Below are 25,199 nucleotides of genomic sequence, written 5' to 3'. Positions count from 1 at the left end.
CCACCTCGCGCGAGTACGCAGAAAGAACGCAGAAAGCCCCGCCGGGGACGAATCCCGGGCGGGGCTTGTGCGTGCAGGGCTTTCTTGACTGGGGCTAGACGGTGACCGGTTCCCTGGCAGCCGCCTGTTTGAAGAAGTGTTCCAGGTCCTCCAGGCTCTTGTCCTTGGTCTCCGGAATGTACTTCGCGGCAAAGGCGATGGCCCCGACGCCGAGCACAGCGAAGACGAAGAAGGTGCTGGACAGTCCGATCGCGGCGAGGAGCTGCGGGAAGCCGAAGCCAACCAGGAAGTTCACGATCCACAGCACGAAGGCCGAAGCGCCCATGCCCAGGCCGCGGATCTTCAGCGGGAAGATCTCTGAGAGCATCAGCCAGGTGACCGGTGAGATTGCACCTTGCTGGAAGGCCAGGAATGTCACGGTCAGGGCCAGGATGACGAAGCCCCGGGAGGGGCCCTCGGGGAGGATGAGAGAGAAGACGCCGATCAGGAACAGCGCCGTCGTGGTGCCGAGCTGGCCAGTGATGAGCATCCTCCGCCGTCCCACCTTGCCCAGCAGCCAGATGCCCAGAAACGTGGCGAGAACGGAGATGACGCCGTTGGCGATGTTGGCCGTGAGGGCCGCTTCGCGGCCGAATCCGGACTCGGCGAGGATCTGCGTGCCGTAGTACATGATCGAGTTGACGCCCGTGATCTGCTGGATGACCGCGAGCCCGATTCCCACCACGAAGATGTGCCGGAGCCACGGAACACTGAGGTCCTTCCAGGAGCCCATCTTGGCCTTGTAGTCCTCCACGGCCATGGCCTTGACTTCTTCAAATTCAGCCCTGGCCTCGGACTGGGAGCGGATCCGCTGCAACACACTGAGGGTTTCGCCGAAGCTGCCCATCGATGCCAGCCAGCGCGGGCTTTCGGGCATGAAGTTCATGCCGATCCAGAGCGCGATCGCCGGCAGGGTTGCGATGACCAGCATCCAGCGCCAGATCCCGCCGGCCTCGCCGAAGCTGTTGCCGAGGTAGGCGTTGAACATGAAGGCCAGCAGCTGGCCCGTGACGATCATCAGCTCGTTTTGGGTGACAATTCGTCCGCGCCGGGCACTGGGTGAGACCTCAGCCAGGTACACCGGCACCGTCACCGAGGCCCCGCCCACGGCCAGGCCGAGGATCAGGCGTGCCAGGATCATCACCTCCGTGTTCGGCGCGAAGGTACACGCAAGGGTGCCGGCGAGGAACACCACGGCCAGCACCATGATCATTTTGCGCCGGCCGTGGCGGTCCGCCAGGCGCCCGCCGAAGAGGGCGCCAAAGGCCGCCCCGAACAGCAGCGAGGAGGTCACGAGCCCTTCGGTCAGTGGCGTGAGGCCCAGGTCCACCTGCATGTACGGCAAAGCGCCGTTGATCACGCCGGTGTCGTAGCCGAAGAGCAGTCCGCCGAAAGTGGAGACGATCGTCGCGGTCCGGAGGGCCCGTTTGTGGTTGGCGGGCCCTGTCACCTCGGCGACAGGCGCCGTCATAGGCTCGCCTTCGCGATCCGCTGCTTCATGGTCTCCAGCTGGTACCGGGAGACGTCCGCGGCGTTGTCGTCCTCGGCGAAGACGCTGGAGACCATCACCGTGTCTTCACGGTCCAGGAAGCCGATCTCCTGCAGGCCGCCGAAGAACTCGTCCCAGTTGACGTCGCCGTCGCCGATTTTCAGGTGCTGGTGCACGCGGACGGGGTTGCCGGGCGGGTTGGTGATGTAACGCAGGCCGTGTGAGGCGTGGTGGTCCATCGTGTCGGCCACGTGGACCAGGCGCAGCTTGTCGCCCGCGGCCCGCATGATCTCCAGCGGTGCGTTCTTCATGTGGAAGCTGTGCGAGGCCACGTAGACCAGGCCAACATTCTTCGAGTTCAGCCCGCGGATCACCCGGATCGCGGCCAGGCCCTCCTCGACGAAGTCGTCCGGATGCGGATCGATCAGCAGGTCGATCCCCTCCCGCTCGATGATGGGGAGCAGCTCCTCCATGGAGCGGTAGAAGGCCCGCTCGGATTCCTCGGCCTTCTCCGGCCGGCCGCTGAACTCGGTGTTCATGGTGCCAACGCCCAGGTCCACGGTGATCTGGATGGCCCGTTTCCAGTAGCGGACGGCCGCCTCGCGCGCGTCCTCGTCCGGGCCGGACCAGCGCAGCACGGGCAGCACCGACGCGATTTCGATTCCCGCGTCCTTGCAGGCCGCCTTCAGCTTGCCCACGAGCTCGTCGTCGGCCTTCGGGTGGTTGAAGAAGGGGATGAAATCGGCGTGCGGGGTCATCTGCATGTACTTGTAGCCGAGGTCGGCCACCACGCGCGGGAACTCGAGGAGTGTTCTTTGCAGTAGAAGGCGCCGGCCGGCGGGGTTTTAGCGGTACAGGGCGGGCTTGGCGTTGAGCTTCACGGCGACCTTTTCGCCGTTCTTCTGCGCCTCGACGCCGGCCTCGCAGCAGGCGGCCGTGGCGTAGCCGTCCCAGGCGGTCGGGCCGCCGATCTCATCGCGGAGGGCCGCGTCCACCCAGGACTGGATTTCGACGTCGTATGCCGCACCGAAGCGTTCCTCGAAGCCGGGGGTGACGTTGCCGCCCCAATGGCCGTTGCTGCGGGTGTACGGGCCTTTGTCGCCGCCGATGCTGACGATGCCGTCTTCGAAGGAGGCCTGGGTGGCCACCTCGTAGCCGAACTTGGCATTGACGTAGATCTCGACGTCGGCCAGGACACCGGACTCGGTCTCGATCAGCACGTGCTGCGGGTCGTGCTGACCGGCCGGGGCGTTCCGTGTGGCCTTGCCGAGGCGGACCTGGACCGAGGTGATTTCCTCGCCGGTGAAGTAGCGTATGGCGTCGAATTCGTGGACCACGGAGTCGTTGATCAGCATCTCGTTGGTGAAGCCCGCCGGGGTGGTGGGGTTCCGGTGCTGGTGGTGCAGCATGAGCAGCTCACCGAGTTCGGAGTCGCGGATGATTTTKCCGAGGGCGGCGTATTCGGCGTCGAAGCGGCGCATGAAGCCGACCTGGATGCGCTTGTGGCCCAGCTCCTGCTCGGCTTCGACAATCTTCCAGGAGGATTCGGCATCCGGGGTGAGCGGCTTCTCGCAGAGGATCGGGATGTCCTTGGCGATCGCCTTGAGCAGGATGTCCTCGTGCAGGAAACCGGGGGTGGCGATCAGTACGGCGTTGACGTCGCCGTTGTTGAGGGCCTCCTCGGCGTCGGCGAGGGCGACGGCACCGGGGATGCCTTCGATGGCGGCCTGGGCACGGGCGAGGTCGACGTCGACGACGGCGGCAACTTCGGCGCCGTGGATGCGGGTGTTGAGCCGCTGGATGTGGTCTGCGCCCATACGGCCGGCGCCGATGACAGCTACGCGGAGGGTCTTAGTCATGATCTTGTCCTCAGTTCTAGTTGACGGCGGTGCGGGAGCCGCAGGAAAGCAGGTAGTTCCGGGTGCGCTTGGCGATCGGCATCGGGACGTCGAAGGCCACGGGATACATGTCCTGTTCCACAATGCCAAAGATCGGCCGGGGGAGCGCCTCCACGGCTTCGATGACGGCGCGCAGGTCCGGCAGCCCGTTCGGCGGCTCGGTCATCACGCCGGCCAGGTTGGCGGCGGCCCACGTCATGTTTTCCTCGTTGACCTTTTTGAGGATGTCCGGGTTGATCTGCTTGAGGTGCAGGTAGCCGATCCGGTCCGGATAGTTCTTGATCAGGTCGAGGCTGGAGGCCCCGCAGTATTCGGCGTGGCCGGTATCCAGGCAGAGGTTGAGGTACTTCGGGTCCGTGGCCGCGAGCAGGGTTTCGATGTCCGCCTGCGCGCCGACGTGGGAGTCGGCGTGCGAGTGGAACTGCTGCTTCAGGCCGAAATCCTCCAAGAGGGTCTTGCCCATGCGGTTGTGGCCGGAGAACAGGTCGCTCCACGCCTTCCCGGTCAGCGTGCCGCTCTCGACGGCCTCGCCGGTGACGTCGTCGCGCCACATCGCGGGAATGACCACGATGTGTTCGCCTCCCATGGCTGCCGTGAGTTCGGCGACCTTGCGGGCCGGCTCCCAGGCTTCGTCGTACTGGTGGGCCCCGCGGTGGAATGCGGTGAACACGGTGCCGGCCGAGATCTTCAGGTCGCGCTGCTTGAGCTCTTCGGCGAGACGGGCCGGATCGGTGGGGAGGTAGCCGTAGGGGCCGAGCTCGATCCACTTGTAGCCGGATTCGGCGACCTCGTCGAGGAAGCGTTCCCACGGGGTCTGCTGAGGGTCATCCGGGAACCAGACGCCCCAGGAGTCCGGCGCGGTGCCGATGATCAGCTTGTTCTCTGTCATTTCCATTCCTTCTCATCGATTGCTCAGCAGGTGCCGTTTTGGACGCTCAAAACGGCGGTTGCGGAGCGATCGATCGCGGTTGTTGGGTGGCGGTGGATGGGCCCACGCCGCCAGGGTTCCCTGGCCGTGGGGCCCCACCGGCGAGGGCCCCTGCCTGAGCTTGCGAAGGCTGGGAGCCGGTGGGGACTTGCGAGGCGAGGGGGGCGGTGGGGACTAGTTGGACGGGAAGTTGTAGGAGGCGCCGGAGGCGTGCGTGGGTTCGGGCCAGCGCGAGGTGACCACCTTGCCGCGGGTGTAGAAGGAGACGCCTTCGGGGCCGTAGATGTGCTTGTCGCCGAACAGCGAAGCCTTCCAGCCGCCGAAGGAGTGGTACGCCACCGGCACGGGCAGCGGCACGTTGATGCCGATCATGCCCACGGTGACGGAGCGCTGGAACTTCCGGGCCGCGGCGCCGGATGAGGTGAAGATGGCGGTGCCGTTGCCGTAGGGGTTGGAGTTGATCAGGGCGATGCCGGCGTCGAGGTCCTCGACGCGGACCACGACCAGGACGGGGCCGAAGATTTCCTCCGTGTAGGCGGTCATCCCGGCCGTGACGTGGTCCAGGACGGTGGGGCCGACCCAGAACCCGTCTTCGTGGCCGGGGACCACGAGGTCGCGGCCGTCCACCACCATCGCGGCGCCGGCTGTTTCGGCTTCGGTGACGATCTTCACGATGCGTTCCTTGGACGCCGGCGTGATGACCGGGCCCATTTCGGCGTCGGGCACGGTGCCGTTGTTGACCTTGACGGCCAGGGCGCGCTCTTCGACCTTCTTGACCAGCAGGTCGGCGGCGTCGCCGACGGCGACGGCGACTGAGATGGCCATGCAGCGTTCCCCGGCGGAGCCGAACGCGGCGGCGGCCAGGTGGTCGGCAGCGTTGTCGAGGTCGGCGTCGGGCAGGATGATCGCGTGGTTCTTCGCGCCGCCCAGGGCCTGGACGCGCTTGCCGTGGGCGGTGGCGGTCTCGTGGACGTACCGGGCGATCGGGGTGGAACCGACGAAGGAGATGCCGTCCACGTCCGGGTGGGTCAGGAGGCCGTCGACCGTTTCCTTGTCGCCGTGCAGGACCTGGAAGACGCCGTCGGGCAGCCCGGCCTGCTTCCACAGCTTGGCGAGCAGCATGGAGGCGGAGGGGTCGCGCTCGGAGGGCTTGAGGATGAAGGCGTTGCCCGTGGCAATCGCCATCGGGGCCATCCACAGCGGGACCATGACAGGGAAGTTGAACGGGGTGATGCCGGCGACGACGCCGAGCGGCTCGCGGAAGGAGAAAACGTCGATGCCGGTGGAGACCTGGTCCGAGTAGTCGCCCTTGAGCAGCTGCGGGATGCCGCAGGCGAACTCGATGACCTCGAGTCCGCGGCCGATCTCGCCCTTGGCGTCGGAGAGGACCTTGCCGTGTTCGGCGGTGATCAGTTCGGCGAGCTCGTCCACGTGGGAGGCGACGAGTTCGCGGAACTTGAACAGCACCGCGGTGCGCTTGGCCAGGGAGATGTCGCCCCAGGAATCGGCGGCAGCGCGGGCGGCGGCGACGGTGGTGTCCAGGTCGGTCCGGTTGGCCAGCCGCAGCTCTGCGGAGACGGCGCCGGTGGCCGGGTTGTAGACGGGCTGGGTGCGGGTACCCTCACCGGCGGTTTCGGCGCCGTTGATGAAGTGGTGGATGGTTTTGGTGGCGGTGACGGTAGTCATGGGAATGTCCTTGGGAGTTGGAATCTGGGATGGCTCAGGGAGCCGGGGTCAGCCGAGCAGCTTGCGCTGGCGGCTCTTGTGGTCGGTGTAGGTCTGGAAAGCCTGTTTCGTCGAGTCGAGCTCGGAGACCTGGGAGACCGGAACGTCCCACCACGACTCGGAGCTGGGGGCATCCAGCAGCGGGTCGGATTCAACGTGGATGACGATCGGGCCGCCACGTTCTGGGGCGGCCTTGGCGTCCCGGACGGCCTGCTCGAGCTCGGCGATGACCTTCTCCCCCGGTTCGATCCGGATCACCTTCACGCCGAGGCTTTCGGCGTTCAGGGCCAGGTCCACCGGGAGCCGGTCGCCGTCGTCGAAGCTGTGGTGTTCCTCATCCAGCGCCCGGTACTGGGTGCCGAAGCGCTGGGATCCGAGCGATTCGGAAAGCGAACCGATGGAGGCGTAGCCGTGGTTCTGGATCAGGACCACGATCAGCTTGATCCGCTCGGCGACGGCGGTGACGAGTTCGGTGTGCATCATCAGATAGGAGCCGTCCCCCACCATGACGACGACGTCGCGCTGCGTGCCGCCCTTGGCGGCTTCGGCCAGGGCGGCGCGCTTGACCCCGAGGCCGCCCGGGATCTCGTAGCCCATGCAGGAGTAGGCGTATTCGACGTGGTAGCCGAACGGGTCCCGGACGCGCCACATCTTGTGCAGGTCACCGGGGAGTGAGCCGGCGGCGCAGATGACGACGTCCTGGGCGTCCATGGCGCGGTTCGTGGCGCCAATGATCTCGTTCTGCGCCGGCAGCGGCGTGAACCGCGTGTCGAATGCCTCGTCCACGGTGGCGTCCCAGCGTTTCTTCTCGGCCGCGATCCGCTGCTCGAGGTCCGCGCCGATGCGGTAGCCGCCGAGGGCCTGGTTCAGTTTGACGAGGGCCTTTCGGGCGTCGGCCACGATCGGCAGTGAGGTGCCGTGCTTGTAGGCGTCGAGGGCGGCGACGTTGATGTTGAGGAATTTCACGTCCGGGTTCTGGAACGCGGTCCGGGAGGCGGTGGTGAAGTCCTCGTAACGGGTACCGATCCCGATGATGAGGTCGGCCTCGGCGGCGATGGCGTTGGCCGCCGTCGTGCCGGTGGAGCCGATGGCCCCGAGGGAGAACTTGTGGTCCCAGGGCAGCACGCCGACGCCGGCCTGGGTGTTGCCGACCGGGATGCCGGTCAGCTCGGCGAACTTCGCGAGTTCCTCGTTGGCGTAGGCGTAGAGCACACCGCCGCCGGCGATGATCAGCGGGCGCTTGGCGGCGCGGATCGCCTCGGCGGCGCGGCGGATGTCCTCGTCGTCGGCGTCCGGGCGGCGGATCCGCCATTCGCGTTCGGCGAGGAATTCCTCGGGCACGTCAAAGGCCTCGGCCTGGACGTCCTGGGGCAGCGAGATGGTGACGGCACCGGTCTCGGCCGGGTCGGTGAGGACACGGAGTCCGTGGTGGAACGCGGAAAACAGCTGCTCGGGCCGGGAGACGCGGTCAAAGAACTTCGACAGGGGCCGGAACGCGTCATTGACGGTGATGTCGTAGGCGTAGGGCTGTTCGAGCTGTTGCAGCACGGGGTCGGCGGCGCGGGTCGCGAACGTGTCACTCGGCAGCAGCAGGACCGGCAGCCGGTTGGTGGTGGCCAGCGCCGCGCCGGTGAGCAGGTTCGAGGAGCCCGGACCGATCGAGGTGCTGATCGCGAAGGTCTGGCGGCGGCGGGTGTGGCGGGCGAAGCCGACCGCCTGGTGGGACTGGGCCTGTTCGTTGCGGCCCTGGTAGTACGGCATGATCGTCGGATCGAGCTGCTGGTACTGCTTGAGGGCCTGGCCGACGCCGGCGACGTTGCCGTGGCCGAAGATGCCGAACGTGCCCGGAATCAGGCGTTCCCGGAAGTCCTGGCCGCCGGCCGAATCGACGGTGTACTGCTTGGACAGGTATTCAACGACGGCCTGCGCGACCGTCATTCTGCGTGTTCCTGATGCCGTGCTCATTCCCATGGGAAGCTACTCCGATACTTCTTTGGTGCGGGTGGATTCGGTGTGGTGCAGCAGCGAGGCCGCGGTTGCCACGGCGCCGGCGACGTCGCCGTCCTGCGGGTAGAGCAGGGTCCGGCCGACGGTGAGGCCCTGAACGCCGGGCAAGGCGAGGGCAGTCTGCCAGCTGGCGAACACCTCGTCCTGGCCAGCGTCCGGGTCTCCGCCGAGGAGCACGGTGGGCATCGTGGTGGACGCCATGACGCGTTCCATCTCGGCCACCACGGGGAGCTTCATCCAGGTGTAGGCGCTGCTCGCGCCGAGGCCTTCGGCGATGGCGACTGACTTGATGACGGCATTGGTGGAGAGGTCGTTGCGGACCTTCCCGTTTTCGCGGACGGAGAGGAACGGTTCCACCATGGCGATCAGCCTGCGTTCGGCGAGGGAGTCGATGGCCCTCGCGGTCGCTTCGAGGGTGGCGACAGTGTCCGGGTCGCCGAGGCAGATGCGGGTCAGCATCTTGCCGCCGTCGGCGCCCAGGGCCTCGAGCGCGGCCGCGGTGTGGCCGGTAAAGCGGTCATCGAATTCGTTCACCAGGCCGGAGAGTCCGCCACGGTTCATCGAGCCGAAGAGCAGCTTGCCCTCGAGCGCGCCGAGCAGGAGCAGATCGTCCATGATGTCCGGCGAGGCGAGGACACCGTCCACGTCAGGGTTGGCCAGGGCGATCTGCAGGCGGTCCAGGAGCTGGCGGCGGTCGGCCATGGCCACCGGATCGTTTCCGACGGCGAGCGCGCCGCGGGCAGGGTGGTCGGCGGCGACAATGAAGTTCTGCCGGTGGGCCCTGACACCGGGGTGGCGGCGCCGGGCCTTGGCGGCGCGGGCAATCGCTTCCGGGTCTTCGAGCCGGATAATGCTCAGGTGCTCGTAGCGGCGGGGATCGTCGTTCACCGCACGGGTGGCGACGGCTGGGTTTGCACTCACAGTGCTGCTCCTTCGGTGGCGTAGGTACCCGGCAGCAGGCGGCCGCGGTCGGCGAGCAGGCCGGTGACTTCGTCCGGCGTCGGCATCGCGTCGGCGCAGGACAGGCGGGAGGCGACGAGGGCGCCGGCGGCGTTGGCGAAGTCGAGGACCTGTGCCAGGGGCCAGCCGGAAAGCAGGCCGTGACAGAAGGCCCCGCCAAAGGAGTCGCCGGCGCCGAGGCCGTTGACAGTTTCCACGGGCACCGGGGCAGAGACCACACGCTCGGTGCGGGTCTTGGCCATGACCCCTTCAGGGCCCAGCTTCACGACGGCGATTTCGACGCCGGCCGCGAGCAGCCGGTCCGCCTGTTCGTCCGGGGTGCCTTCCCCGACAGCGACGGCGCATTCCTTGTCGTTGCCGATCGCGACGGTGACGTGCGGCAGGATCCTGGCGACCTGTTCCCGGGCTTCCTCCTCGGAAGCCCAGAACATCGGCCGGTAGTCGAGGTCCAGGATGGTGAACTGGCCTTCCTTGAGCCCGGTGCGGGGCCGTGCCTCGTGGGCCGTGAGCTGGGCAGTGCGGCTGGGCTCCTGGCAGAGTCCGGTGACGGTGGACCAGAAGATCCCGGCGTCCCTGATGGCGTCCAGGTCCAGTTCCTCGGCCTTGATCTGCAGGTCCGGTGCCGTGGGGAAGCGTCCATAGAAGTAGAGCGGGAAGTCCTCCGGCGGCTTGATGGCGCAGAACGTGACGGCGGTGGGCCATTCCTTGACCGCCGTGACGAAGGAGTCGTCCACGTTGAATTTGCGCAGTTCGCGGTGCAGGTACTTGCCGAAGGCGTCGTCGCCGGTGCGGGTGATGACGGCGGTGCGGCGGCCATGGCGGGCGGCGGCGACAGCTACGTTGGATGGGGATCCGCCAAGGTACTTTCCGAAGGACGTGACATCCTCCAGATCCACCCCGATGTCGTTCGGGTAGATATCAACACTGATGCGCCCGATCGTGAGCAGTTCGTGGGTCACGGTGATCGTGGACCTTTCTGGTGTGGACTCGATACCTTTGCGCAGCCTGAGCTTCGGCGTTTCTGCGGTGCTTATTCGGTGCTTTGGGGCCTGGCGTGAGCCGGGCCACAACCACTACTTTGCCTTAGAATCCATGTACTGTCAAAGGTTTGTACTGACATATTTACAACATGACACGGGGACTTCAAGTGACGCCCCGCGCGGCGCCGCGGCGGCGGAGCAGGCGCCGGTATTACCCCGGTGGCTACCTGGCGGGAATGCCGAGTTCGCCGGTGACGTACTGGGCCTGCCCGAAACCGAACGACCAGTCCCCCGCGGTGTTCTCGACGTATCCGATGAAAACGTCCTCGCCGGCGACCCCCGCGGCGGCCAGCCTGTCCGCAATGGCGGCAAACAGGGACTGCTTGGCGGACTGGCTGCGCCCGGCCTGGGTGAAGATCTGGATCATCACCACGTCCGGCGTCCGCTCGAAGCCGAGCCCGGCATCCTGGGCAACAATTTGCCCCACGGGATGCTCGGTCAGCACGTGGAAGTAGTCCCGCTCCGGAATGCCAAATTCGGCCACGATCGCGCTGTGGATGCCCTGGCTGAGTCCGCGGAGCTGCTCCGCGCCGCGGCCCTGGTTGACGTCAATTCGTACGAGAGGCACTCGCATCTCCTTCACTAGTTTGTCCTGACATACTAACAAAGTAATTCGGAGCTACGCAAGGATTCCGTGACAGCACACAGCAACTTGGGGTCACTTAGCGCCCGTCCCAGCCCCTCAGGACGGGCCCTCAGTGACCCCGCGTTGGGTATTGCGCGGACATTGCCTCCGGCGTAGCGTTAACAACCTAGAGATTGATCAATGAGCAAGTTGATTACTGATCAGTTGACCACGGGACGAGGAGGTGGAGCACCGAGTGGAAGCGAGTGACGACGCCGAGCTCGACGCGGCCTTCCTGGCCCTCGCCGATCCGGTCCGCCGCCGCATCATTGCCCGGCTCAGCCGGGGCCCGGCCACCGTCAATGAACTGGCGGAGCCCTTCGCGATCACCAAGCAGGCGGTCTCGAAACACATCCAGGTCCTCGAGCAGGCGCAACTTGTCACGCGCACCCGTGACGCCCAGCGCCGGCCCGTGCACCTGAACCCTGCACGGCTGGAAGCACTCACTGCCTGGATCGACCAGTACCGGCTGGTCCGCGAGGGGCAGTTCCGCAGCCTTGACGCCGTGCTTGAAATCCGCGCCGCCCAGAGCGGCCCACAGGCAAAGGATGCATCATGAGCAACGCACTGAAATTGACCGTCCCCGAGGGTCTGCCGTTCATCGATTTCGAGCGTGAATTCGACTTTCCGGTGTCCGAGGTGTTCCGGGCGCACAAGGATCCCGAGCTCGTCGCCCAGTGGCTTGGCCCGCGGCGGCTGACTATGGCTGTTGACCACTACGACTTTAGGACCGGCGGCAGCTACCGCTACACCCACACCGCGCCGGACGGCAGCGCCTATGGCTTCACCGGTGTCTTCCACACTGTCCGCGAGAATGATTTCGCCATCCAGACCTTCGAATTCGATGGCTACCCGGACGTGGTGAGTATTGAGTCCCTGACCTTCGAGGACTTGGGTGGCGGCCGTTCGCGGCTCAGCGGCCACGCGGTCTACCCCAGCATGGAGGCCCGCGACGGCATGGCGCAGTCCGGAATGGAGGGCGGCATGACCGAAGCCTACGAACAGCTCGAGGAAGTCCTCAGCCGGGCCAAGGTCTAGGACCCCAGGGACTTAAAGAGTACGACGGCGGCAGGTCACCTCCCGGGGAAGGTGGCCTGCCGCCGTCGTACTTAAAGAAACAACGCGGGGTCACTCCGCGCCCATCCCACCGAGTGGAATGGGCCGTGAGTGACCCCGCGTTGCTGTAGTGCTGGTACTTCGGCGCTTCGGACCTAGAGGGTCGCGAAGACCTCGCGCAGGAGCTTGGCGGTCTCGGACGGCGTCTTGCCGACCTTGACGCCGGCAGCCTCGAGGGCTTCCTTCTTGGCCTGGGCGGTGCCCGCGGAACCCGAGACGATGGCGCCTGCGTGGCCCATGGTCTTGCCTTCCGGAGCGGTGAAGCCGGCCACGTAGCCAACAACCGGCTTCGTGACGTGGGCCTTGATGTAGTCGGCGGCACGCTCTTCGGCGTCGCCACCGATTTCGCCGATCATGACGATCGCCTTGGTCTCCGGGTCAGCCTCGAAGGCTTCGAGGGCATCGATGTGGGTGGTGCCGATGACCGGGTCGCCGCCGATGCCGATGGCGGTGGAGAAGCCGAGGTCGCGCAGCTCGTACATCATCTGGTAAGTCAGGGTGCCCGACTTGGAGACAAGGCCGATGGGGCCCTTGCCCGTGATGTTGGCCGGGGTGATGCCGACGAGGGCCTCGCCCGGGGTGATGATGCCGGGGCAGTTCGGTCCGATGATGCGGGTGACCTGCTTGCCGTTGGCGTCCACCTTGGACTGGGCCAGTGCCCAGAACTCGGCGGAGTCCTGGACGGGCACGCCTTCGGTGATGACGACGACGAGGCCGATGCCGGCCTCGATGGCTTCAACGACGGCGTCCTTGGTGAAGGCCGGCGGCACGAAGACGATGGAAACGTCAGCGCCGGTCTCTGCCATGGCTTCCTTGACGGTGCCGAAGACGGTGATCTCGTTGTCGCCGTGCAGGACCGTGGTGCCGGCCTTGCGGGCGTTGACGCCGCCCACAACGTTGGTGCCGGCTTTGAGCATCAGGGCGGTGTGCTTGGTGCCTTCGCCGCCGGTGATGCCCTGGACGATGACCTTGGAGTCCTTGTTCAGATAAATAGACATAGTCGAGTCCCTCTACTTCGCTGCGTTGGCGAGCTCGGCAGCCTTGTCGGCGCCCTCGTCCATGGTGGCGGCCAGGGTAACCAGCGGGTGGTTGGCCTCGGCCAGGATGCGGCGGCCTTCCTCAACGTTGTTGCCGTCAAGGCGGACTACCAGCGGCTTGTTCGCGGAGTGGCCCAGCTCGGCCAGTGCACCGACGATGCCCTTGGCGACGGCGTCACAGGCGGTGATGCCGCCGAAGACGTTGACGAAGACGGACTTGACCTGCGGGTCGCCCAGGATGACGTCGAGGCCTGCTGCCATGACCTCGGCGGAAGCTCCACCGCCGATGTCCAGGAAGTTCGCGGGCTTGACGTTGCCGTGGTTCTCGCCGGCGTAGGCAACGACGTCGAGGGTGGACATGACCAGGCCGGCACCGTTACCGATGATGCCGACTTCGCCGTCCAGCTTGACGTAGTTGAGGTCCTGCGCCTTGGCCTTGGCCTCGAGCGGGTCAGCAGCGTCCTTGTCTTCAAGGTGGGCGTGCTTGGGGTGGCGGAAGTCGGCGTTCTCGTCGAGGGAGACCTTGCCGTCGAGGGCAACGATGTCGCCGGCGCCGGTCAGGACCAGCGGGTTGACCTCCACAAGAGTGGCGTCTTCCTTCTTGAAAACGTCCCAGAGCTTCAGGATTACGCTGGCGACCTTGCCACGCAGTTCCTCGGCGAAGCCTGCCGCGGCGACGATTTCGTCGGCCTTGGCCTGGTCGATGCCCACGGCCGGGTCGATCGAGATCTTGGCCAGGGCCTCGGGGCGCTCAACGGCGAGCTGCTCGATTTCCATGCCGCCTTCTACCGAGCACATGGCCAGGTAGTTGCGGTTGGCCCGGTCCAGAAGGACGGAGAAGTAGTATTCCTCGGCGATGTCTGCACCCTGGGCGATCATCACCCGGTGCACGGTGTGGCCCTTGATGTCCATCCCGAGGATGTTGGTGGAGTGTTCAAACGCTTCGTCAGCGGTCTTCGCGACCTTGACGCCGCCGGCCTTGCCGCGGCCTCCGGCCTTGACCTGCGCCTTTACGACAGTTACGCCGCCGATTTTCTCGGCAGCTGCCTTTGCTTCTTCAGGGGTGTGCGCCACGATGCCAGCAAGCACGGGTACACCGTGCGCCTCGAACATATCGCGCGCCTGATATTCAAACAGGTCCACGGTTTAGTGTCCTTCTACGTCGAAGTAGTTTCTGTACAGCCGGACCCCACGTACTCGCGGTTACCGGGCTGCGGAATAAACGCACCCTGCGACAAGCTTGGAAACGAGCCACACGGCGCAATGCTCCTTTGGGAACTCTAGTCCTTCGATCGGACCAGCCCGTTCCAGAGTACCGGTTATGTGAGTAAGGACACTATTCTATGGAGCGTAGAAAAACCGCTAGATTACGGGGTTTTTGGGGTGTCTGACGGCGCTCCGAAGGCCGGCGCGGCCGTGCCGGACCCGCGTCCGTAATGTACGGCGAACGCCCGTGCCAGCGGCTGCACGGGGTGCCGGCGGACCGGTCTCCGGACTCCCGCCGGGTCTTCAGCCAAACGTCCAGTTACGCGGTCAGTCAGGCGTCCAGCTTGGTCAGCGGCGCGTAGCGCAGCAGCAGCCGCTTCTCGCCGACGTCGAACTTGACCTTGGCGACCGTCTTGTCCCCGGCGCCCTCCACCGCCAGGACGGTGCCGTTGCCGAAGCTGGTGTGGTTGACCTTGTCCCCCACGCTGACGGCGACGACTTCCTTCTGCGGCTGGACCCTGTTCTTGGCCACCGCGGCGGGAACATCGGCGTTGAAGCCGGCGGCCGGGCTGGCCGCGGCGCCGCGGGCGGTCCCGGCACCCCAGAACGATCCGCCGTAGCGGCTGGACCCGATCCCGGCACCGCTCCCCCAGCCTCCGCTCTGGCGGCTGGCGCCTTCGCGCTTCCACTCGACGAGCTCGGCCGGGATCTCCTCGATGAACTGGCTCGCGGGGTTGTACTGGCTCTGGCCCCACATGCTGCGGACCTCGGACCTGGTCAGGTAGAGACGCTTGCGGGCCCGGGTCAGCCCCACGTAGGCCAGCCGGCGTTCCTCGGCCAGTTCCTTGGGATCGGTGGCGGAGCGCTGGTGCGGGAACAGCCCGTGCTCCATGCCGGTCAGGAACACCACCGGGAATTCCAGGCCCTTCGCGGTGTGCAGCGTCATCAGGGTCACGACGCCGAGCCGCTTGGCTTCGGCGACGGCGGCCGCCAGGTTTTCGGCGTCACCGCCGGGGGCGTCCGGGATCTGGTCGGCGTCAGCCACGAGGGAGACCTGCTCCAGGAAGGCTCCGAGCGAGCCTTCGGGATTGTCCCGTTCGTATTCCCGGACGACGGCGACCAGTTCGGCGAGGTTCTCCACCCTGGACTCGTCCTGCGGGTCGGTGCTGGAACGCAGCCCGGCCAGGTATCCGGTTTGTTCGAGCACGGCTTCGAGCGCCGCGGCGGCGCCGGAGCCGGAAGCGACCTCGGCGAGGTCGTCGAGGAGTTTCACGAAGCCCAGCACGGCGTTGACCGAACGCGTCGCCATGCCCGGGGCTTCATCGGCGCGCCGCGCGGCGGCCATGAAGGAGGTGCGCTCACGCTCTGCCAGGGCGGCGACGGCACCCTCGGCACGGTCCCCGATCCCGCGCTTGGGTTCGTTGAGGATGCGGCGGAGATTGACGTCGTCGTCCGGGTTGACCAGGACGCGCAGGTAGGCGAGGGCGTCCTTGATCTCCTTGCGCTCGTAGAAGCGGGTGCCGCCGACCACCTTGTAGGGCAGGCCCACGCGGACCAGGACGTCCTCGATCGAGCGGGACTGGGCGTTGGTGCGGTAGAAAATGGCGACGTCGCCGGGGCGCAGGTTGCCCTCGTCCTGGAGCCGGTCGATTTCCTTGGCGATGAACTGGGCCTCGTCGTGTTCGTTCTCGCCGACGTAGCCGACGATCTTCTCGCCGTCGCCCTCGGCCGTCCAGAGCCGTTTCTCCGGCCGGTTGGGGTTGCGGGAGATCACCGAGTTGGCGGCGCTGAGGATGGTCTGGGTGGAGCGGTAGTTCTGCTCGAGCTTGATGGTGCGGGCGTCCGGGTAGTCCTTCTCGAACTCCACGATGTTGCGGATGTCCGCGCCGCGGAAGGCGTAGATGGACTGGTCTGAATCGCCGACGACGGTGAGCTCGGCGGCGTCAGGACCCTCGCCGACGATCTCGCGCACCAGGGCGTACTGGGCGTGGTTGGTGTCCTGGTACTCGTCCACGAGGACGTGCCGGAAGCGGCGCCGGTAGGAATCGGCGAGCGCCGGGAAGGCCCGGAACATGTAGACGGTCTCGGCGATCAGGTCATCGAAGTCCATGGCGTTGGCCTGGCGCAGGCGCTGGGTGTAGCCCTTGAAGACCTCGGCCACGGCCTGCTCGAAGGGATCGTTGTAGTTGGCGCTCGAGGAATAGCTGTCGGCGTCGATCAGCTCGTTCTTGAGCGCGGAAATCTTGTGCTGGATGGCCTTGGGCGCGAAGCGCTTGGGGTCAAGATCCAGATTCTTGGCCACCAGGGTGATCAGGCGCAGCGAGTCGGCGGAGTCGTAGATCGAGAAGTTGGAGTTGAGCCCGACGTTCTTGGCCTCGCGGCGCAGGATCCGGACGCAGGAGGAGTGGAAGGTGGAGATCCACATGGTCTTGGCCCGGCCGCCGACCAGCGCCTCGATCCGTTCCCGCATTTCGGCCGCGGCCTTGTTGGTGAAGGTGATGGCCAGGATCTCGCCGTGGTGCGCACGCCTCGTGGCGATCAGGTAGGCGATCCGGTTGCTGAGCACGCGGGTCTTGCCCGACCCGGCGCCGGCGACAATCAGCAGGGCGCTGCCGGCGTGCTTGACCGCTTCTTCCTGCTGGGGGTTCAGCCCCTCGAGGAGTTCGCCGGCGTTCGGAAGCTGCGGGCGGTCCCAGCCGCTGTCAGGTCCGTCGCCGTGCGGGCTTCCGCCGTGCGGGCCGCCACCGTGCGGGCTTCCGCCGTGCGGGGCGGAATCCGGTCCGGATTCCAGGCCCGCCAGGCCGGACCCGGAGCGCGATTTAGTGCCTGCCGCCGCCTTGGAGGCAGCTTGGAAGGGTCCGTCGGCGTAAGGGTCAAACAACATATCCATGGTGTATCTAAGTCTAGGCGGTGGCGCTGACAGCCGTGTCCGCCCGCTGGGACATGCCCTCCCCTGCCCGCGCCCAGTGGACATAATCCCCCTATGCCCAGTCCTGACCTCGAAGAATGGGCATGCCCCGCTGAGGCTGTCATGGAGAAGACCCGGGTTGTTCTGAAGACCACCGAGGTTGTTCTGAAGAATGAGCATGTCCCGCGGACACGCCACAGCGGAACGAGCCTGTCCTCCGCCACCTGTAACCGATGGACATACTCCCTTTGTGCCCACTCCTGGCCGCGAAGAACGAGCATGTCCCATGAAACTTCGCCAGGGAATGAGCTTTCTCGCAGGCGGGGCCGCGGTATTCCTCGGGAGTACCCCCCGACTCGCTTAGCTCGTGAGCCCCATCCGCGACGCGAGCCGCTTCGCTTCCAGCCCCGTCTTAGTGGCGGCCTTGGCTCCGGCTAGCGTCCGGACGGCCACTGTGAAGGCTGCGGTAGTCGCCGTTGTCCGGTGATTGGCAGGAATGGATTCCCACAACTCCATGCAGGTGGCAAGCAGTTCACTGGTCCCGGCAGGAAGCCGCGGTTGCTTGGAGGACGCGACCACCAGGGCGGTGAGCGCCGGCCAGACACAGTCCAGATGCCCCTCATAGGCCACCAGTGCCATTGCCCTCACCAGCCGGCCCAGCGAATGGTCGCCGGCCTCGAGGCGATTTCGTGCAGCCAGGGCCAGGTATTCGGCTGACAGTTGGCGCCTCGCGGCCATTTCCAGCACCGTTTCAAGGGTGCTACTCCTGTCGTACGGGCGGTGACTGGCGAGCATGGCAATGAACCAATCGTGAGTCAGTTGCCCGAGTTCTCCGGCCGTTGCCCCCGCCGGTCCTCCTTCCCCGAGTGCGACGAGCCCGCCGTAGACCACCCGCCGACCCAGCCAGACGGCGCCCAGGTCCGGCCAGAAGGGCACAACCGCCGAGGCTTCACAGGCGAGCCAGGTACCCAGATGTCCGCGTCCGCTGCCGCTCCACACCTCTGGCGAGAGCAACTCCGGGGGGACCGACGGAAACCGTTCCAAAGACACCGGCAACGCCAGCGGAGCCTCCACCGGAGGGGGCTTGAATCCTCCTCCTCCGACCCATTCGCGGAGAATTTGGCCGGCATGCCGCTCCTGGCCGTCCGGGCCGTCAAATGGCAAGACAGGCAATTCAGGGACCTCGGCTGCCAGCCCCGCATCCATCGGACCTAGCCGCAAGAGTGCCTGAAACAGGTCTGCTTCTCCATAGGCCCAGCCTTCACGCTCAAAAAGCTGCAGGAGTGACACCAGCCGGCCCAGTTCCACACGGAAGTTGTCATAACTCGGTGTGGCCAGGGAGTAGGGCACCGTTCCTGCCTGGACCATCAACTCGCTTTGACGAAGGATGTGGATTGCGGCCAAAGGGCTCGCCGAGCCAAATGGGTCGTCCGTACCCGAGGGGCGGGACAGTGATGCCCGGACCAATGCGGTCAGATCCCGGTGAGCGGTCAGGTCGTGCTCCCCTGATGCCCACATCGCCAAGGCAACCTCCGGGCCCGGGCTTGCCCACCGCCGCCAACTCGTCGGCGGATCCGGCCAGCGCCGCCAGCTGGTCGGCGCCCCCGCAAGTGCACGGTACCGCTCGAAGCCATCTGCGTAACCGGTCTGAGCAGCAAATCTTTGGCGATACCAGTCCCGCACGTTTGGGGCACGGCGGTAAACGGTCCGCAGGAAGCGATCAATGTATTGCTCTTCGGCGACGGAATGCTCGCGCGGTCCGGTCCAGCGCGGCAGCGGATTCTTCGAATCGACCTCTTGAGCCACGTATCGGGGAATTTCCGGAGGCTGTCGGACCCCCGTTCCCCAGAGCGATGCGGCGTCCAGCGGCTCTTCAAGGTCCGTGGCCAGAGGTCCCCCCGCCATCTCCTCCGCCGTCGCCCGGACTAATAGATCCGCGGATCCCGCCGCCGCTTCCCAGCAGGCGGCAAGGACGTCGCCATCGTATGGCTGCGAAGCTTGGAGCGATTTGAGGTGCCGAACCAAAAGCTCTTGGGCCTTCTTCTCCGGCCTGCCGAACACGGCAACACTCAGGTCGCAGAGGTCGCCGCCGCCCATGGGCGACTGGACCAAGAGTCCAAGAACCGGGAAGGACAGGAATCCGGGGGCTGTGGCGACTGTGGACAGCAGGAGCGGAATGCTCGCGGCGACCTCCCCAGGACTGGGCGGACATGACTTCAGGACATCGGCCAGCACTCGCTGGGTCGGGAGTCCATCGTCGCGTGCGAGTGCCGTGCGGAGCTTGCCGAAGACCTCTTCGCTGAGGAAGGTTCCCCTGTTGAGGTAGCCGCGGATTGCGGCCCCGACGGTCCACTCTTTCGGCGTTCCTACCCTGGCCAGGGGTCCCAGCGCGTCCGGCAGGTCAAAGCAACGCAGGAGTGTGTTCGCGGCGGTCAGATCCTGATCCCACAACTCCAGCAACGATTTCTGCATCTTCGGAAAGACCACCGCGCGTCCGGCGGGATCGATGCGGAACCCCAGTCCAGACCAACCGGGGTACTCGAAGTCCGCCGCAATCTCATCGCTCCAGACCTCGTGCAGCCGGCCGGCCGCGAGCTCCCGATAATAGAACGCCCAAAGCCGCGGATACGCCTCAAATTTTTCAGTGGCAACTCCAAAGTGCAGAATCAGCGGCAGGCAATAACGGATGACGGTGGTGGCGCTCTCCTTGCCGGCTCTTGCGTTCCGGCTGATCGCCGCGGCCACGAAGCGCCGACACCAGTCGTCGCCTTTTGAAACAAGAACGTCCAACAACATCAGGATGTGGACGTTGCGGTTCCATGCCATCGCCCGCCAAGGCAGGAACCTGGCAGCATCGGCAGGTGCGCTGACGGCGACGGTGACCATCTCCCTGACAATTGACCGGGAGCGCGAGTCGACAAGGCTGATGACCCCATGGAGCCGAAAGTCCAGGTCCTGGGTCAGCAGGGTCCGGCCGCCTTTGGCGAACCACGTCCTCGTCTCCGCGAGATGAGCCGGCGGGGGTGCTTTGATGTATTCGCGAAGGGCAATCCAGTCTTCGGCTGTGGCGAGCCGGCGTATTTCCTGCACGAGCGGCGGGTCGCCGCGGCCCTCCGGCCCCGTCACGTGTTTTCCAGTCCGTGGCCCGGTGCCGTCTCGAGCCGCACAAGCTCCACGGCGAGCGCATGCTTGCAGGGACCCCGGGCGCCGCGAAAGTCGTACCACCAGGCACAGGTGCACTGGTAGAGTCCGGCCCTGGCCGTGACCCGGTACACATACACTCCGTCTGCGGCCAGAACATCCCAGCGGTCCTCCAACCGGGATACCCCGCCCCGGGCCACAATGCCGCGGGCTGCCTGCAACCGCGGATGGTCCTTGACCGTCCGGTCCTGGTCCAGCGGCAGTTCCCGGTGGAAGTAGGCATTTTCCAGCAGGTCGAAACCCACCTTCCCGGACGCACCTAACCAGGCCAGCCCGTGGCTGACGCGCTCCGCCGCAAGCCGGGTCCTTGCGCTGAGCGCCTCGGTCGAAATGACCGCCTGCCATCCTAGGAAGTCCAAGACTGTCATCCCCGCTTCCGTGACGCCAGGGGCGGCGAGCGCAGCAAGGATCCCGCCTTCCCCCGAGAAACCCCGGCCGGCCGCCGGCGACAGCAGCAGTGTGAAGTCGGCACCGGGGAGCCTAAACACCCAGCCGCTGGCCCCGTTGTCGTGACGGAAGATGTCCAGGCGAGAGGCGAATCGGGCGACCCGCCTGGCGGCGGCAAGCCGTCCTGTACCGGCCAGCGTGACCGTTGACGGCTTCGCCGCCGCCACTTCGCGCAATCCCCGGACCGATGGCAGCAGGAAGACCGTGCGCCCGGGCTGGGCTGCCGGCAAGGAGGCCAGGAACTGACTGATGGCGGGGCCGGTAAGGGCAGCCAGATGCGTCATACCTGCAGCGATGGCGGGTGTTTCGGCGAAGCCGCGAACCCACCGGTCGGGCAGATCCACCTTCCGTTCGACATGGCTCTGATCGGGAGTAGAGACCACCAGCCGGTCCCGGCCGACGTCAAAGTGGAGCAAGTCGTTCCGGTGCACGTTGGCGAGCGCAGAGCGCAGTGGGCTGTTGATGTCCACGTTGGTGGTTCCGAAGCCGATCTCACCGCCGTCCAGGCCGCTGCCCAGCAAGTCCAGCCGCGCCTGGACCCCGTTGCATGCCGAAAACGACTCACACCGCAGGCGGTCTCCGCCTGCGGTCATGACCGGGTCCACGACATCGCTGAGCCGGAACCCTGCATCGTAGTACCTCGACGCCGCGACGTCGGCAACGGCGAGCAGCGCGCTGGACACCACGTCCGGCCTTGCCGCAAACCCGTGAAAGAAGCTGGGGTTTTCCACCAGTCCTTGAGGGGTGGCGCCCAGACCTGACTCCAGGAGGAGCCGCTTGGCGCCGTGAGCTTCATCGAGTACGGATTCGGCTAAATAGCCGCTCATTCCGGTTCCCGCAGCCGGCGGGTCCACACCCGGTCAGTTCCCCGTGTGGACAGCACCTCAGGCACGTCCGGAATTGGTGTTCGCTCCCCCATGTCCGGAAGTATAGGCCGCGTTTCCGGACTAGCAACACCCCCCGCACGGCGGAGGGGACGCGCTGTCCGCGGGACATGCCCACTGCTGTCCGCGGCCGGTGGACATACGACCACCCTGTCCGATGCTCTCCTCGAGGAATGAGCATGTCCCGCGGACCCCGCCGCGAACAATGAGCATGTCCCACGGGGGGAGCCGGCAGGCGGGAAGCTAGCCGACGCCCCCGGAGCTGAGCGCGGCGCGCAGCTGCTGGACCGCCGTCGTGCCTCCCGCGATGAACCAGTCGAGTCCGTTGACCCGCACGACGTCGGTCGCGCCGCCGGCCGCCTCGACGATGGCCTTCCCGGGCAGCCAGTCCCACTCGGGGCAGCTGTGCTGGAACCAGCAACCGAGCTCTCCGTCCGCGACCCGGCCGAGGTCGCAGGAGCCGGACCCGAACATGCGCAGCGCGGCCGCCGACGTCGCTGCCGCATGCCAGGGCATGGCACACATCGGATCGGCAAGCCACGTCGGGTGGATGTAGGTTGCCGCGCCGAGGTCAGACAGCGGCGTGTCGGAGCGTCCGGCGCTTCCAGACGCTCCGGGCACGAATGTGACCAGTTTTTCGCCGTTGAGCGTTGCCGCCCGGGACGTCCCGCCCAGCCAGAGTTTGTCCTCCTCCGGCTGGAAGATGGCGCCGAGCCCTGCACCGTAGGAATCCTTCAGGGCAATGGCCGAGCACCAGTACGTGGATCCATGCAGGAAGTTGAAGGTCCCGTCGACGGGGTCAATGACCCAGGTCCGGCCGCTGCTGCCCGCCACAGAGGCGCCCTCCTCGCCCAGGACGGCGTCATCGGGCCGGCAGCGCCGAAGCTGTTCCAGGACATAGGATTCGGCGGCGTGGTCGGCGGCCGTGACCACGTCCGAGACCGATGTCTTCTGCCTGCCCTCAAGCCCGGCCTGCCGCATCAACAGCGCCAGCGTGCCTGCCTCGCGGACCAGGGCCTCGGCCAGTTGGTAGTCATCCAGTGAGGGGTCGAGATCTGCGGTGCTGTGCCGGCCGAGCCGGTGTTTTCCTAGTTCGGTCACGCATCCCAGACTATCGGCGCCCGTTGGCAGTGAACAGCCGGCGCGGACGGCCGGGCAGACGGCGGCGCGGAGGGGTGTGCAGGACGGGCGATAATGGAGCCATGGCCAAGACACCCGCGCAGCGGATCAAAAAGCACGGCGCCAACGCGGCGGTCCCCCAGCACCATCTTCCTCCGGTGATCAATCCGACCACCAGCCGGACACCGCAGAAGGCACAGAGCAACAGCAATCTGATTGTCATCGCCGGGGTCGTGGCCAGCCTGTTCCTGTTCTGGTATCTGCACCTGCTCACCCTCAACCAGCTCACCCAGTTGTCGGGCGGCCAGGCAATGCCCGACTCGTTGGTGGGCGGCTTTGACCTGGGGTTCGTGGAGCAATTGCGCGCGGCCATGGACGCCGATGCCCGGGGCCAGCTGAACTATGTCCACAAGACGGCCGGGATGCTCTTCCCGCTGATCTTTGGCTTCACCTGGCTGCTGCTGATCGGAACCAACGTGGCACGGAAATCCCTGCGCTGGGCGCTGTGGTCGCTGCCGCTGCTTTTTGCTGCGGTCCGGCTGTGGGGCAACACGGTGATCGATGAAATGATGTCCGCCGACACTCTCGACGGCGGTCAGGTCGCCCTGGCCTCCGGGCTCACCGTGGCCGGCTGGGTCCTTCTGGCGCTGAGCGTCGTGGCCGGCGTCGCCGCCGTGTTACTCGGACGCAAGGCTGCCGCGGCTTCCCCCACCCCGGGACATGTCCAGTCCTGATTCGCGCGGCAGGGCTAATTCTCTATTCCCGGCATAGGACACGGGACATGTCCATTCTTGGTCACGGCGGCAGGGCCGTTTCCCGATCCGCGGCATAGGACACGGGACATGTCCATTCTTGGTCACGGCGGCTGGGCTGTTTCCCGATCCGCGGCATAGGACACGGGACATGTCCATTCTTGGTCGCACCGGCAGGGCCGTTTCCCGATCCGCGGCATAGGACACGGGACATGTCCATTCTTGGTCACGGCGGCTGGAGTCGCCCCTCGAACCGGGCCTCGAGCGCGGGACATGTCCAGCGTTCGGCCCGGCAGGTGGACATCTTGCCATTATGTCCATCCCTCAAGTCCAGCCGAGGGCATATCCATTTCGATGCGAAGTCAGGGTACTTCGGTCAGGAATTCAAGGGCCTGTTCCGCACGTTGGGAGGCTCCTGCTTTCTGAAAGTAGTCGGCGGCCTCCATCAGGTAGTTCGGGGCTTCGGCCCCGTTTCCCAAAGCGGCGTGCGACCGGCCCAGAAGTAGATACACCTCGCCCAATATTTGCGGTGACGTCTTTTCGGGGACCGGGAAAATGTCAACTAGGGTATCGACGGCCGATTTCTGATCCCCCGCCAGGAAATTCCAGTGGCCGCGGTTCAGCTTGAGCAATATGTGATCTTCCTCGGTGCCGCCAATGACATCCGTGGCTAGTTCCGCGCGTTCAATGCAACGCAGGGTGTCCGCGTCCGCAACATCGGCGGCAAGCCGCATGGCAGCGGAAGCCTTGTTGAATTTGGCCCAAACGGTGAGGTTCCTAGCCGGCGAAAAGGTGCCAGCGGCGAGTTCGTGATAGTGCAGCCCCTCGGCGACTTTGCTGCAAAGAAACGCGACGTTCCCAATGACCCAATACGCCTTGCCCACCAGCTGGTCATCGACTTCGCCCGAAATGATGTCCGCCATGATGAGGCTTTCCGCCCACGCTTCGTCAAGCCTTCCACTATCGGCGAGCGCAGCAATGAGGGCCTGCCTGGCCTTGACTGCGATCTCGACGTCATCTTCGCCATTCATGAGGTCGGCTGCAACTCTGGCCTCGTCGGCCGCCTGTTCGAGTAACCCCAGGCCCTGACGGCTCTGGGCCAGCAGGATGTGCACTTGGGCCTGAAGCTGCAAGTTCCCGTCCCAGGGTTCAGCAACTAGCGCGCTGGCAACCTCCGCGCAGGCTTCGAAGTCACCGGCGGCAAGGAGGCTCTCCGCCCGGAACAAGGTCATGTGCCACCACGAGGACGAATCGCCTTCGGCATTGGCAATGTCCGCGGCCGCCTGCGCAGCGATGGCCGCCTGCCCGAACTCGTGGTTGGACCGGTGTTCGCGCGCCTGCAGCTCTGCAGCAGCGTACGAGGGTGAAACGGAGCTTTGTTGCATATCTCAATTATCCGTTGCCGCAGGAGCGGAAACGAACAAACCGCGCAAGCAAGACCTGCGCAATATTGACTCAGGTCTTCCGAAGCTTCGCGCGAATAACACGAAACCATCCATTGCAGAGCGAATCGTTATACAGCGGCGTGTCGTTTGGCCCTATACTAAATCTGCACCACAAGTCACATGAGTCACATCAGCCTCTTACGTATCAGGAGTCCTAATGAAGAAGACCCTTGCAACACTCCTCGTCGCCGGTGCGCTGGCCGCCGCTGGAATGTCCGCCTCCGCAGCGATTTCTGCTGCAGCTGACACCTCCGGCCAGAGCTCAGTCGTAGCCGTCGGCTGGTGGCCGGACTCCATCAAGAAGTAACGGAGACTGCATTGACAGGCGGCGGGTGTCGGAAGTGATTCCAACACCCGCCGTCGCTGTTTAAAC

General features: G+C 65.9%; 20 protein-coding genes. 4 read left to right on the top strand and 16 right to left on the bottom strand.

Annotated elements, in window-relative coordinates; genetic code table 11:
• Window positions 1-94: 94 nt before the first annotated feature.
• From AC1D0A_RS18570 to AC1D0A_RS18530, 9 genes are all read right to left on the bottom strand, one after another.
• Window positions 95-1,510, bottom strand: a complete 1,416-nt coding sequence (locus tag AC1D0A_RS18570; RefSeq protein WP_476946501.1) for a sugar porter family MFS transporter — start codon at window positions 1,508-1,510, stop codon at window positions 95-97.
• Window positions 1,507-2,292: a sugar phosphate isomerase/epimerase family protein gene (locus AC1D0A_RS18565; protein WP_476946531.1), complete on the bottom strand. Its 786-nt coding sequence runs from the start codon at window positions 2,290-2,292 to the stop codon at window positions 1,507-1,509. The genes AC1D0A_RS18570 and AC1D0A_RS18565 overlap by 4 nt, the downstream gene beginning before the upstream one ends.
• 81 nt (window positions 2,293-2,373) lie before the next feature.
• Complete coding sequence (locus AC1D0A_RS18560) at window positions 2,374-3,387, bottom strand: Gfo/Idh/MocA family protein (RefSeq protein ID WP_476943304.1); 1,014 nt, start codon at window positions 3,385-3,387, stop codon at window positions 2,374-2,376.
• 16 nt (window positions 3,388-3,403) lie between these two features.
• Window positions 3,404-4,315: a sugar phosphate isomerase/epimerase family protein gene (locus tag AC1D0A_RS18555; RefSeq protein WP_476946500.1), complete on the bottom strand. Its 912-nt coding sequence runs from the start codon at window positions 4,313-4,315 to the stop codon at window positions 3,404-3,406.
• 213 nt (window positions 4,316-4,528) lie between these two features.
• Window positions 4,529-6,040, bottom strand: coding sequence for a CoA-acylating methylmalonate-semialdehyde dehydrogenase (locus AC1D0A_RS18550; RefSeq protein WP_476946499.1), 1,512 nt, complete (start codon window positions 6,038-6,040; stop codon window positions 4,529-4,531).
• A gap of 48 nt (window positions 6,041-6,088) precedes the next feature.
• Window positions 6,089-8,017 carry a 3D-(3,5/4)-trihydroxycyclohexane-1,2-dione acylhydrolase (decyclizing) gene (gene iolD, locus AC1D0A_RS18545; protein ID WP_476943307.1) on the bottom strand — a complete coding sequence of 643 codons (1,929 nt, stop codon included), beginning with the start codon at window positions 8,015-8,017 and terminating at the stop codon, window positions 6,089-6,091.
• Between the two features lie 39 nt (window positions 8,018-8,056).
• The gene (locus tag AC1D0A_RS18540) at window positions 8,057-9,007 is read right to left on the bottom strand and encodes a Cgl0159 family (beta/alpha)8-fold protein (protein WP_028275600.1); all 951 of its coding nucleotides are present in this window, start codon (window positions 9,005-9,007) and stop codon (window positions 8,057-8,059) included.
• Window positions 9,004-10,005: a 5-dehydro-2-deoxygluconokinase gene (gene iolC / locus AC1D0A_RS18535; protein WP_028275599.1), complete on the bottom strand. Its 1,002-nt coding sequence runs from the start codon at window positions 10,003-10,005 to the stop codon at window positions 9,004-9,006. The genes AC1D0A_RS18540 and iolC overlap by 4 nt, the downstream gene beginning before the upstream one ends.
• Window positions 10,006-10,249: 244 nt before the next feature.
• Window positions 10,250-10,654 (bottom strand): tautomerase family protein, encoded by a 405-nt coding sequence (locus AC1D0A_RS18530; RefSeq protein WP_476943309.1) that lies wholly within the window; start codon window positions 10,652-10,654, stop codon window positions 10,250-10,252.
• Between the two features lie 253 nt (window positions 10,655-10,907).
• Here AC1D0A_RS18530 and AC1D0A_RS18525 point away from each other — a divergent pair, with 253 nt between their 5' ends.
• Window positions 10,908-11,270: an ArsR/SmtB family transcription factor gene (locus tag AC1D0A_RS18525; protein WP_476946498.1), complete on the top strand. Its 363-nt coding sequence runs from the start codon at window positions 10,908-10,910 to the stop codon at window positions 11,268-11,270.
• The gene (locus tag AC1D0A_RS18520) at window positions 11,267-11,749 is read left to right on the top strand and encodes an SRPBCC family protein (protein ID WP_476946497.1); all 483 of its coding nucleotides are present in this window, start codon (window positions 11,267-11,269) and stop codon (window positions 11,747-11,749) included. The genes AC1D0A_RS18525 and AC1D0A_RS18520 overlap by 4 nt, the downstream gene beginning before the upstream one ends.
• A 173-nt stretch (window positions 11,750-11,922) precedes the next feature.
• Here AC1D0A_RS18520 and sucD read toward each other — a convergent pair whose 3' ends face one another.
• The 6 genes from sucD to AC1D0A_RS18490 form a co-directional block, all read right to left on the bottom strand.
• Window positions 11,923-12,825 carry a succinate--CoA ligase subunit alpha gene (sucD, locus tag AC1D0A_RS18515; protein WP_090582639.1) on the bottom strand — a complete coding sequence of 301 codons (903 nt, stop codon included), beginning with the start codon at window positions 12,823-12,825 and terminating at the stop codon, window positions 11,923-11,925.
• A gap of 12 nt (window positions 12,826-12,837) precedes the next feature.
• On the bottom strand, window positions 12,838-14,007 hold the full coding sequence (sucC, locus tag AC1D0A_RS18510; protein WP_018776032.1) for an ADP-forming succinate--CoA ligase subunit beta: 1,170 nt from the start codon (window positions 14,005-14,007) through the stop codon (window positions 12,838-12,840).
• A gap of 394 nt (window positions 14,008-14,401) precedes the next feature.
• Window positions 14,402-16,960 carry a DNA helicase PcrA gene (gene pcrA / locus AC1D0A_RS18505; RefSeq protein WP_476946496.1) on the bottom strand — a complete coding sequence of 853 codons (2,559 nt, stop codon included), beginning with the start codon at window positions 16,958-16,960 and terminating at the stop codon, window positions 14,402-14,404.
• Window positions 16,961-17,338: 378 nt separating this feature from the next.
• Window positions 17,339-19,864 carry a hypothetical protein gene (locus AC1D0A_RS18500; RefSeq protein WP_476946495.1) on the bottom strand — a complete coding sequence of 842 codons (2,526 nt, stop codon included), beginning with the start codon at window positions 19,862-19,864 and terminating at the stop codon, window positions 17,339-17,341.
• Between the two features lie 236 nt (window positions 19,865-20,100).
• Entirely contained in the window at window positions 20,101-21,453 is a 1,353-nt protein-coding gene (locus tag AC1D0A_RS18495; protein ID WP_243181599.1) for an SWIM zinc finger family protein, read from the bottom strand.
• A gap of 300 nt (window positions 21,454-21,753) precedes the next feature.
• Window positions 21,754-22,611 carry an inositol monophosphatase family protein gene (locus tag AC1D0A_RS18490; protein WP_243181600.1) on the bottom strand — a complete coding sequence of 286 codons (858 nt, stop codon included), beginning with the start codon at window positions 22,609-22,611 and terminating at the stop codon, window positions 21,754-21,756.
• Between the two features lie 101 nt (window positions 22,612-22,712).
• On the opposite strand from AC1D0A_RS18490, the gene AC1D0A_RS18485 reads away from it, so the two are divergent.
• Window positions 22,713-23,363: a hypothetical protein gene (locus AC1D0A_RS18485; protein WP_476946494.1), complete on the top strand. Its 651-nt coding sequence runs from the start codon at window positions 22,713-22,715 to the stop codon at window positions 23,361-23,363.
• Between the two features lie 380 nt (window positions 23,364-23,743).
• Here the strand turns inward: AC1D0A_RS18485 and AC1D0A_RS18480 are convergent, their stop codons facing one another.
• Window positions 23,744-24,766: a hypothetical protein gene (locus AC1D0A_RS18480; protein ID WP_476944391.1), complete on the bottom strand. Its 1,023-nt coding sequence runs from the start codon at window positions 24,764-24,766 to the stop codon at window positions 23,744-23,746.
• A gap of 217 nt (window positions 24,767-24,983) precedes the next feature.
• Here AC1D0A_RS18480 and AC1D0A_RS18475 point away from each other — a divergent pair, with 217 nt between their 5' ends.
• Complete coding sequence (locus AC1D0A_RS18475) at window positions 24,984-25,133, top strand: hypothetical protein (protein WP_223914272.1); 150 nt, start codon at window positions 24,984-24,986, stop codon at window positions 25,131-25,133.
• Window positions 25,134-25,199 lie beyond the last annotated feature (66 nt).

This window comes from Arthrobacter sp. P1_D4, from assembly GCF_056406115.1.
This window is presented reverse-complemented; position numbering and strand designations above follow the sequence as displayed.